Origin of the sequence: Patiriisocius marinistellae (assembly GCF_009014635.1) — a bacterium.
GTDB lineage: Bacteria > Bacteroidota > Bacteroidia > Flavobacteriales > Flavobacteriaceae > Patiriisocius > Patiriisocius marinistellae.
Map to the genome: position 1 here is coordinate 1 of NZ_BKCF01000024.1, position 1,649 is coordinate 1,649.

A 1,649-nucleotide genomic window follows, 5' to 3' on the forward strand; every position below is an offset into this window, starting at 1 on the left:
CAATAGCAATATGTGATATTGTTGGTGGAGATGGAACACAGGAATTTAATCTTACCATTCGGGAGACACAGATATTGGACGGCAATGTATATGATATTACCTATTACGAGTTAGAAGAAGATGCTATAGCGGGTATTGCAGGTACTGAGATACTAGACCCTACGATGTACACAAATACATCCTCACCACAGACTATCTATGTGCGCGTGGTGAATCCAGACAGTCCTTTAGGCTGCTTTGAGATAGTAGAGCTTGTTATCAGTGTGGAGTTACTTCCAGATGATAGTGCAGTGATAGAGGACTATGTATTGTGCGAAGTGCCCTTTGATGGTATTGCAATCTTTGATCTTACTACAAAAGATGAAGAGATATTGGTGGGTCAAGACATGGTTAACAACCAAGTGAGCTACTACGAAGAGCAGGTAGATGCCATGGCAGGTATTAACCCTATTGTCGACCCAACGTTCTATCAAAACACGAGCAATCCACAGATGATATATGTGGGTATACGAAACACGGCAACGGGTTGTTATATAGGAGGTGTTCAATTCTTCAATATTGAGGTAAGAGAGGGAGCCACGGCCACAGCGCCAGCGGAGCCTTATACCATATGCGATAATACTGATCCTAACGATGGGTTGGCTGAGTTTGTACTCGATAGGAGCACCCCAGAAGCAGAAGCGCTATTGGACGAGATACTCAATGGACAAGACCCTATGTTGTATGAGTTGACTTTTCATGAGACTTTAGAAACGGCAACAGAGGGAACAAATAATTTGACATCACCTTACACAAACATTATCAATCCGCAGGTTATTTATGCGAGAGTAGAGAATCTAGATACGGAATGTTTTGAGATTGCCGAGGTAATCCTTAAAGTAGAGCAATTACCTGTAGTGATACTACCAGAGAGTTTTAGACTGTGTGTTGATGCAGACGGATTGCCTATTGCGCAAGAAGAAGGAGAAGACTCTCCACCACTAATAGATACAGGACTGGATCCTTCATTATATACATTTGTGTGGGATATCGACGCAGAAGTACAAGAGGGCGAGACAGGACCTAGTATTACTGCGCTACAAGGAGGTGAGTACACGGTAACTATCACAGAGAATGAGTCAATGTGTAGTACAACAGTAAGTACTACAGTAACAGTATCACAAGCACCAACAGCATGGAGTTTTGAGTTAGTCAATGGCGCCTTTGCAGATAACCATACTGTTGCGATAACGGCAGAGGGTCTTGGAGAATATATTTATAGTATTGATGGAGGGCCTTTCCAAGAGAGCAATGAATTTATAGATGTATCACCAGGTGTACACACAATAACGGTAAAGGATGCAAACGGCTGTGGTGAGATAGAGTTTGATATAGGTGTGGTGGATTATCCAGATTACTTTACACCAAATGGAGATGGGTTCCATGAGACATGGAATATCATTGGAATTGCAGATTTCGATCCTACGGCAAATATCTTTATATTTGACCGCTACGGTAAACTTATCAAGCAGATAAGCCCACTTACCCCAGGATGGGACGGTACGTACAATGGTAATATGTTACCATCGAGTGACTACTGGTTTAGAGTAGAGTACACAGAACAAGAAGTAAGAAAAGAAATAAAAGGACATTTTACCTTAAAGAGATAA

The 1,649-nt window shown here is 41.8% G+C and carries 1 protein-coding gene; it reads left to right on the forward strand.

The window, feature by feature from the left end; translation table 11 throughout:
• The coding region (locus GB234_RS14960) for a T9SS type B sorting domain-containing protein (RefSeq protein WP_151895382.1) at positions 1-1,649 on the forward strand (1,649 nt) is incomplete at its 5' end.